The 8,303-nt window shown below is 41.3% G+C and carries 7 protein-coding genes and 1 pseudogene; 3 read left to right on the plus strand and 5 right to left on the minus strand.

Translation table 11 applies throughout. The features are described 5' to 3' along the window. Window positions 1–256: hypothetical protein (locus A3EM_RS44940; RefSeq protein ID WP_044241015.1), on the plus strand; the 256-nt coding region annotated here is incomplete at its 5' end. Between the two features lie 18 nt (window positions 257–274). After that, window positions 275–571 carry a type II toxin-antitoxin system RelE/ParE family toxin gene (locus A3EM_RS47280; RefSeq protein ID WP_083925375.1) on the plus strand — a complete coding sequence of 99 codons (297 nt, stop codon included), beginning with the start codon at window positions 275–277 and terminating at the stop codon, window positions 569–571. A gap of 239 nt (window positions 572–810) precedes the next feature. Here A3EM_RS47280 and A3EM_RS0137435 read toward each other — a convergent pair whose 3' ends face one another. The 5 genes and pseudogenes from A3EM_RS0137435 to A3EM_RS46730 all read right to left on the minus strand — a co-directional run bounded on the left by A3EM_RS0137435 (window position 811) and on the right by A3EM_RS46730 (window position 7,644). After that, window positions 811–1,455, minus strand: coding sequence for a hypothetical protein (locus A3EM_RS0137435; RefSeq protein WP_020533369.1), 645 nt, complete (start codon window positions 1,453–1,455; stop codon window positions 811–813). A gap of 1 nt (window position 1,456) precedes the next feature. Then, a pseudogene (locus tag A3EM_RS0137440) lies at window positions 1,457–2,473 on the minus strand (RHS repeat-associated core domain-containing protein); the annotation flags it as partial. 436 nt (window positions 2,474–2,909) lie between these two features. Next, window positions 2,910–3,722 carry a tyrosine-type recombinase/integrase gene (locus A3EM_RS0137450; protein WP_020533372.1) on the minus strand — a complete coding sequence of 271 codons (813 nt, stop codon included), beginning with the start codon at window positions 3,720–3,722 and terminating at the stop codon, window positions 2,910–2,912. 78 nt (window positions 3,723–3,800) lie between these two features. Continuing rightward, window positions 3,801–4,700, minus strand: coding sequence for a tyrosine-type recombinase/integrase (locus tag A3EM_RS46725; protein ID WP_020533373.1), 900 nt, complete (start codon window positions 4,698–4,700; stop codon window positions 3,801–3,803). Window positions 4,701–4,920: 220 nt separating this feature from the next. After that, complete coding sequence (locus A3EM_RS46730) at window positions 4,921–7,644, minus strand: toprim domain-containing protein (protein ID WP_020533374.1); 2,724 nt, start codon at window positions 7,642–7,644, stop codon at window positions 4,921–4,923. Window positions 7,645–7,823: 179 nt separating this feature from the next. Here A3EM_RS46730 and A3EM_RS0137465 point away from each other — a divergent pair, with 179 nt between their 5' ends. Beyond that, the gene (locus A3EM_RS0137465; RefSeq protein WP_020533375.1) at window positions 7,824–8,171 is read left to right on the plus strand and encodes a helix-turn-helix domain-containing protein; all 348 of its coding nucleotides are present in this window, start codon (window positions 7,824–7,826) and stop codon (window positions 8,169–8,171) included. Window positions 8,172–8,303 lie beyond the last annotated feature (132 nt).

The raw sequence follows: 8,303 nt of genomic DNA on the forward strand, positions 1-8,303 counted from the left end.
CAATATGGGAGCTGTTCAATTATTAGTAGATAAAGCCACCTTACTGCCTGTTCATGTACAGGAGCAGTTATTGGATTATGCTGATTTCTTGCTGGAAAGACACGGTATTGTGCCTGCGGAAACAGAAGAAGAAGAATTGGATGAAGAAACCAAAGCACTTCTTCAGGAGCGATCTGCCGATTTTAAAGCCAACAGGGATAAAGCAGTTTCAGCAGAAAAAGTAATCCAGGAGTTAAAAGCCAAGTATCAAAAATAAACGGAATTATATCAGGTAATTTTTTCCCACAAAGCCTTTGAGGACGTTCAGGAGGCTGTAGAGTGGTATGAAGAACAAAAACAGGGGTTGGGAATAGAATTTACCCTCAAATTAGAAGAAGCTAAAGTATTGTTGGAAAGCAATCCCGAACTTTACCGAAAAGTAGAAGCAGAGATTCGTAAAATGTCGCTCAAAAAGTTTCCCTATGCCCTGTTTTATGAAATAGATGAACCTGCCAGAGAAGTGGGTATTATTGCTGTACTCCACCATAAAAGAGGCCTGGAAGCATTTAAAAAACGCCTGAAGTTAGAGTAGGTAGCCATCAGTGTTTTTTGAATGAAACAAACACCCAACCCCCTTCCGCACAAAGCAGCCGGGTAGCTCGGATAAACCCCCGAAGCTTGTTTGGATCATTTTTCAGCAGATAACAGGCTCAAAGCCTGCCACCTGCTGAAAAACGTTAACCCTCCGAAGTCTTGAAGACTTCTGCTATCTACCTTTGAACTGGTTTATAGGTACAAGAGACGCTTCGCTGAACTCTTGCACCAGTGGGGTTACTTTCTTGCTACACCTCTAATATCTTTTGGTATTTTAGAGTATTCAACAGAATTGAGTACCAAAAAATACATGAATTTAATCCATTTATCATACATATCATTGGATTGTTTCTTTATCTCAGGAAAATAGTTGCCTATTTTTTCCCCATTCAGTTTTAAAAATTCCATTGTTATTCTTATTAAGAACAAATCATAACCTAAGTTACCCCAGAATTCAAGATGTTTAATCTTTTCATAGTCAATTTCAGTCTGATGATTAGGATACAAGTTTCTGACTAGTGTCCAGCTTGATTGTAATTCCTTTTCATCTTTAACTTTGTCAAAATTCGATAGTAGCTTAAAGTTATTTTTAAAATCTGGAATGTGATAATCATCTGATAATAATTCAACGTTATTCAAAACTTTACTTTTAGATGAACCCCTTAATCTTGGTTTTCCTGCTAAAAGTAAAGGGTTTGTTATTAATTCCACTTCTTTAAAATTCACATCTTTTTTTACTTCAGTAGTTCTGTAATTAAATACTTTGAGCATTATTTGCTCTTCACATTTAAGGAATTCATGAGGCAGAATAACTTTTGCATATGTATACCCCAAGTTATGTAATAAGGGAATAGAAAGAATATCTCCTTGCTTTATATTCATATTATCTTAAATAATAGGTTTTCCAATTTGGCATATGTGTATTTAAATATTTTGTGCCTAATCTTAATCTATAATTATACATAAAAATACGTAAAGGACTTGTCGAGTTTCTTAAATTATCAATTAGCTTAGAACTAAATGGCGAATAATGTCCTTGATTATTCAAATTGATCAAAGCCTGTTCAATACCCCTAGCAGTGTTTTTTCCAAGACCAACAAATTGAGCTTGAAAATATGTTCGTTGAATTGTACCAATTGAATATCTATTAATTCCGTTGGTTGTAATTCCAAAATAAGGCAAAGGTTCTGAAACGACACCTGCCAGTTTTTTAAAATCCCTTTGTGTTTCATAAACAGTATAAACCTTAGAGCTTGTTGAACTCAGCCCTGCTTTGGCACTATTAGTTAATCCTAAGGATGTCGCATCGAGAGCAAACATTCCGGCATGGAATAACCCCCAACCATATTCTCCTTGAGAAAATCTATTACTTGATTTATAGGCACTTCCAACATATGGAACCTCTTCTAATATACTATTTAAGCCATCAGGATGTGGAGTACTATTGATTTTAAATTTTGCATTGCTTTCTTTTCTTTGTTCTCCATAAAAAATACTTACAGTTCTACCATCTCCAAAAACTCTAAATAGTTCTTGCTCTTCATTTCCTGCTTTACCATCTAAAACTTCGGGATTTTTGCCTGCATCTTTCCATGCAGTTAAAAATTGGGAAATTTCCTCTGTATCGCTAGTTCTCCATCCATTAGCTGTTTTTTCCCATAACCCAAGAGGATCATTAAAAATAAGAGGATTATTATATGCAAAACGATAAGGAGTCCAATCAAAATCTATTTCTGCAACTGGATCAATACTTATAAAACGACCAAGTTGAGCATCATAACTTCTAAAATCAGTCTGATCCCAATTTAGTCCAAAAGCTTCTTCCCTTTCAGTTCCTTCATTATATTGGTATTTAAAATCAGGGTTACCTTTCTTTTCGATACCGGTTAGGTTCATCCCGAAGGGAGAATAATCATCAAGCTACTTTACCTCTGATTTTGCCCTCTGCTTGAGTGCTTTCAAAGAACTTTTCCTGCTTTAAAACTAGGACTTTTTTTCTTCAATTGATAAAAAATTTCGGTTGTTTCAATTGAAAAAAAAAAGGAAAGTCCTGTTTAAATTTCAGTTGATGGTGGGGGTCAGCTTGCTCCGGTGGGTATGGGAATCGGCTCAGCACCATATCCCCCAACCCAACCGTTTTTACAAAACTGCCTTTGTGTTGGGGGATATTCCGCTCTAAAAACAGGTTTTAACATAATGGGTGCTTATCGTGGCAGCCGCTGCCTGCTTCCCTTTCCCCAAGCTGCACGATAAGCGCATTATGTGTAAGCAAGTTCAGCTTTAGCAAGCATAAAGTCCGCTCCTTGCACACCTGTTTTTTGCTTCCCGATAATATTTAAGTATTTAAAGGGTGGAACTGTTCCAGCGCTTTTTGCAGNGCTTCTGGGTTGGCTTTTTGGTAGCGTTCGGTGCTGGAGATGTATTTGTGACCAGCCAGGTACTGGGCTTTTCTCAGGTTGTACTGACTGACCCACCGGGCAATCACCGAAGCCCTGATCTGATGAATGCTGTGCAGGTTTTCCNGACTTTTCAGGTAGGGNGTAATGTTGTTTATCAGNGGCTTGATGGGTTGGTCACAAAAGTAAATTCTATCTTTCAGGTAACGTTTCAGAGACGTGATTTGATGGCTGCTTAAGGGGATNCTTCTGCCAGCGGTTCGGGCATCTCCACTGACAAAAACGGTATTGTTTTTCAGGTCGAAGTCCTGAGCGGTTAAGCGACTGATTTCCCTTTGCCGAAGCCCCTGGAAGACCATCAGCCCAATGATTTCGCTTTCCAGTGGCTTGTTTTCAGGATAATTCTGATAACATTCCAACAACTGTTTTTCACTTAAAAGATGATGGGGCAACCTTCTTGGAACACCTTTTAAATACAGGTCAGCAGCCGGACTGTGGGGGATCATTTCCCTGGCAATCAGGTAATCAAAGTAATGGCGGATGGCACTGAGCTGGTGATTGATGTAGCGCGGACTTTGCCCCTTTTTTTTCAGGGTTTTGATGTAGGTGAGCAGTCGGTTGTAGGTGACATGCTGGGGCAGTACATGGCGCATTTCCAGCCAGTCGATCAGCCTTTGGGCAGCAAAAGTGAAGCGATTCACACTGTTTTGACTGTAGTTTTTTTCAGTTAAATATTCGGTAAAAGTTTTCATATCATTAGTGATTAGGGGTTGGTGGTTAGTGATTAGACTAGCGAGTGGTTTAAACCCCTCGTTATTGATAATTGATAATTATTTTAAAGCCGACTTTCCTAAATAAATTTGAGTGGATTCCAGGCTGCTATGCCCTAAAAAATGGGCGATCTGTTGTATTTTCATGCCGTTTTCCAGCAGGTGAGTGGCAATGCTGTGGCGCAGGGTATGGAGGGTAATCTCTTTGCTTAACCCTGCTTTTTCTACCAGTCTTTTCAGGCGGATGCTTAAGGATTGCCCGTTAATTCGTTGCCCTTTTTTACTTAAAAAAAATGCTTTCTGCTGATGGCTCTGGTAAAATCCCGGACGACTTTCCGTGAGGTATCGCTTAAAATCCTGCACCACTTTATCCCCAATCGGTACGTAGCGTTCCTTGTAATTTTTCCCTTTGCGCACATACAGTAACTTATTGGAGAGCAGCACATCCCTTACATCCAGACTGATGCCTTCATTTCTTCTCAGCCCACAGGCATAAAATACCGAGAGCATTGCCCTATCCCGAAGCCCCAGCATATCGGGGTCACAACTGTCATAAAGGGTGGTGATTTCTGCCTGAGTGCAGATATTTTTGAGTTCCTGAGGCGGACGGATAAAGCCTTTTCGGAAGCTAAACACGCCCTGTCCGGTCTGTCGGACGTATCGGCTGAGTAATTTCAGGGCTTGCAGGTATTTATTCAGGTAAGCATCGCTGAGGGGTTGTCCGGGATGTCTGGCATGCCCTCGCTGATACAACCAGGCAAAAAATCCCTTTACTTCACTGCCTGTGATCTGGTCGATTCTGGTGATGCCTTCTTTGTTTTCCAGGTAATAAAAAAACTCCCAAACATGTCTGGGCAGGGTGTAAATGCTGCTTTCTGCATATCCTAATATATCCAGCCAACTGGCAAAAGCTTTTTGTAATTGTTTGAACTCGGAACTGTGGAGGGGGTAGGTTTTCATTTTAGGGGTTAGGGGTTGGTGATTAGTTTTTAGTGATTAGACTAGCGAGGGGTTTATCAATTGAAGAAAAAAAAAGGCTCTAATTGTACCACTACAGCTTAATCAAGGAATTGCGGCTTCTCCATATTCGGGTCCAACGGCACGCTGGTATCGGATGCTTTTTTTAGGGGGTCTTTCTCTCTTTTTGGAATAATGGAACACCAGCGCATAACTTACTGACTTACATTAACTTAACTATTTTCTGGTGTTCCTGTGGTGTTCCATTGGTGTTCCCTGGCGTTCCATTTTTGCTGCTTTTTCCTTTCTTCACCTTCGATAGTTGGGCTTCCAGATAAGTTTTAATTTCCCTTCTCAAAGCCATATTATCATCCCAATACACTATTTTGTACTGATACCCCCGATTGCTGTAGCCCCCACATTGCTGGATGTATTCCAGTGCCAATAATTCCTGCATATTCCGGTGCAATTGCGTTTTGCTGATGTTCAACGCCTGCCGGATCTCCCGCTGGATGAAGGTGGTATTTTCAGCATTTTCTCCATTGCTGTTTTCTTGCAAGTACTTTTTCAGNCGTTCAAAAAACTGCCGCAGACTGCCATTTAATTCATCCACTTTCAGGATAATNCTTTCAAACATCAGTTCAGAAGCCAGTTGTAAATCTTCTGCCGTAGAGATCAATCTTCCCTGTTTGTCCTGTTGCCTTTGGTACTGGTGCAACAGGGTAATTTGCTGCACATAATGCTGGTAAAGCCCATTTAACCTTCGTATTTTATGGGCTTTAGCAGGCAGTTGCACCGCCTGGGCATAAGGATTCACCACCTCAAAAGGCTTTAATAAACGCACACAGTTTTGTAAAAAAGTCACCGCTTTTTTTTCTTTCTGATGGTTGATTAATCCGGCTGCTTTTTTATTCTGATAAGCGATGATATTTTGAGTTTGAGCCGCACTTTCATCCACCGCCACCANAAAACACCTGCCCATATTGTCTTCATAAATCTCTCCTTTAGTGGTGCAGGAAAGCGAAGCAATCGGTCCGTAAACCGTTCTGACATAGCTTTGGATATTGCCCTGTTCGTCTTTTCCNGAAGTAGAAGAAGTAAGTTGCCCCCGGCTGATCAGTTCCCTGACTGCCAGCAACGCCTCTTCTTTCAGTCCGTCCAAATCTTCAAAGCAGATCAGGGTGTGGGAGAGTTCGTGGGTGGCAAAGTTGTAAAAACTGCTTTCAGTTACTCTGGTGAGTGCCTGGCAATCTTCNGGTGGAATAAAACTGCTGATTTTTTCCAGTAAATGCGTTTTGCCACTGCCAGAACTGCCTTGTATCAGGGCATGTAAAGTGACAGGCATTTTGTAAGAAGTGGCGATGCCGAACAAAAACAGGCGGTTTTTATCTTCTCCGGTCACGCCAGCTTCTCCAATTTTGGCATTGATATTTTCCAGCAGACAGGGCGCAGTTAAAAAGTCCAGACAAGCCTGTTTTTCTGCCAGTGGTACTGCCGAAGAAGGTGTATTTTCCTGCTCTTCACGCTGCTTTTGCTGGGCTTTTTCCCGGTAAGCTTCCAGTAAATCGGTGAGTTCCTCCAGACCGGATTGTATGACTTGTGGNCGCAGGTTTAAGGCTTCTGCTGCTTCCTGCGCCAGTTTCTGCACCTGTTTGCCTTCATACAAATCGATCTTGCTGCGGTATTTTCTGCCTGTGTTTTTGTTTTCAATATGCAAACTGACTTTTAAGGCACTCATCGCCTGCCAGTCATTGTCCAGCCGTAAGCCGCCTTTTACACTTAAAAGCAGCCCTGTAGTATCGTAGAGCAGGTTCAGCGGGTTGCTGCTGTTGAAGTTTCCGGTATTTTTAGCAGTAGTTTTTGCGGTGGTTTCAGTGGGTTTTGTTGTTGGATTTTCAGTGGTTTCTGCTTTTTCCAGGGCGATTATTTTCGCCATTTCTACCGAGGTTGCTTTAGGCACTTTCAGTGTTTTTCGCTCCTTTAATAAATGCTCAAAAAGTCCTTCGGCTTCTTCTGAGTGACTGACTAAAAGGCTGTTTACATCTTCGCCTTCTGGTGTTTCTATTTGGCTAATAATCAGCTTTTCCATACGGCTGTGCAGCTTTTCTGCTAGTTGGACGCTGGCTGCTTTGCCTGCTTCATCCCCATCTAAAAACAGGATGATTTCTTTTAAACCCTCCAGATTACCCAGTGCCTGCCAGTGTTCGGCTGTGATGCCATTCGTGCCATACAAAGCCAGTACGGCATGGTCTGTATGCGGTTGCAGACTGGCGGCATCGATAATGCTTTCGGTTAAAATCACTGTGGTAGTTGTGCCTTTGGGATAAGCTGGATACAACCCACAGTGTCCTCCTGGCAGGTAAACGTGTTTTTTCTCACCAACAGCCCGACCGTAAAAACTGGCGGGTTTTCCTTCGGCATCCAGCAGAGGAAAGATCACACATTGCTGAAAGTGAGGCGTGCCTTTTTGCTGTAGCCCGTATTGGGCAGCCGCTTTTCGCAAAGGCAACGCCCAGTGCTTCATGGATTTTTCGCCACAATAACCTGCTGCATTGTCTGCTAATCCTCTCGAACTTAAATACTCCTGTGCCTTCGGACTGCGCTTGATCCCTTCCCGGCAGCTCTCCCAGAACCTCATCATCATGGTTTGTCGGGAAAACTGGTTCACCGTTTTTTCAGTTGCTCCAATCAGCGTTTTGGCTTTGACAATTGCCTCGTGCTTGCTGCATTTTTCCTTCAACTGAATAAAATCAATCACATCTCCAGTGCCAGCCGAACAGTTGCTGCTAAAACAACAGAAGGTATTCGTCTTTAAATAAATCCGCATGCTCGGAGTCTTGTCATCATGAAAAGGACAGCACAACTGATGCCCACGCAGCATCCGCAACCCATAATGCGCCAGCACCATCTGAATAGTCAACTCCGATTTGATTTCTGGGATGGTCATTTGAGTGAAAAATTAATTTAAAAAAAGTTTAATTATGAGTATTTGCATTACAATAATATTAATACTCATGGATATAAACAAGTATATTCCTTGCAAACTATGTGTATTAGCTTTAATTTTGTTGAATTGATGATGCCTTTGCTGTATATTTACATAGTATCATAAAGACTTTTATAACTATGAGTTTTGCAGAAAGGCTAAAAAAAGCAAGAATAGATAAAGCTTTATCCCAGTCTGAGTTGGGAAAAGCAGTGGGTGTACATTATACCCAGATTGGTCGGTATGAAAATAAAGGCTCACAACCATCGGCAGATGTACTTTCCAAAATTGCAGATGCACTGGATACTTCTACTGATTTTCTGATGTATGGTTCAAGAGAAGAGCTTGCCGGAGGAATTGGGGATAAGGAATTGGTCAATCAATTCAAACGGATTACCAATCTGCCAGATGATAAAAAAATGATTGTAAAAGAGTTGCTGGATGCATTTCTGTTTAAAAATGAAGTGCAGCAAAAACTGGTTTCTTAAAATCTGGTCGTGCCCACCAATAAATTAAATTTGTTTAAAGTAAAAAATTATATTCATCAATATGGGAGCTGTTCAATTATTAGTAGATAAAGCCACCTTACTGCCTGTTCATGTACAGGAGCAGTTATTGGA

Source organism: Flexithrix dorotheae DSM 6795 (genome assembly GCF_000379765.1).
GTDB lineage: Bacteria > Bacteroidota > Bacteroidia > Cytophagales > Flammeovirgaceae > Flexithrix > Flexithrix dorotheae.

What these genes read in the sequence shown, in the direction of transcription:
- A3EM_RS0137435 (WP_020533369.1), bottom strand. Translation starts at nt 1,455, where the DNA reads ATGAATATAAAGCAAGGAGATATTCTTTCTATTCCCTTATTACATAAC.
- A3EM_RS46725 (WP_020533373.1), bottom strand. Translation starts at nt 4,700, where the DNA reads ATGAAAACCTACCCCCTCCACAGTTCCGAGTTCAAACAATTACAAAAA.
- A3EM_RS0137465 (WP_020533375.1), top strand. Translation starts at nt 7,824, where the DNA reads ATGAGTTTTGCAGAAAGGCTAAAAAAAGCAAGAATAGATAAAGCTTTA.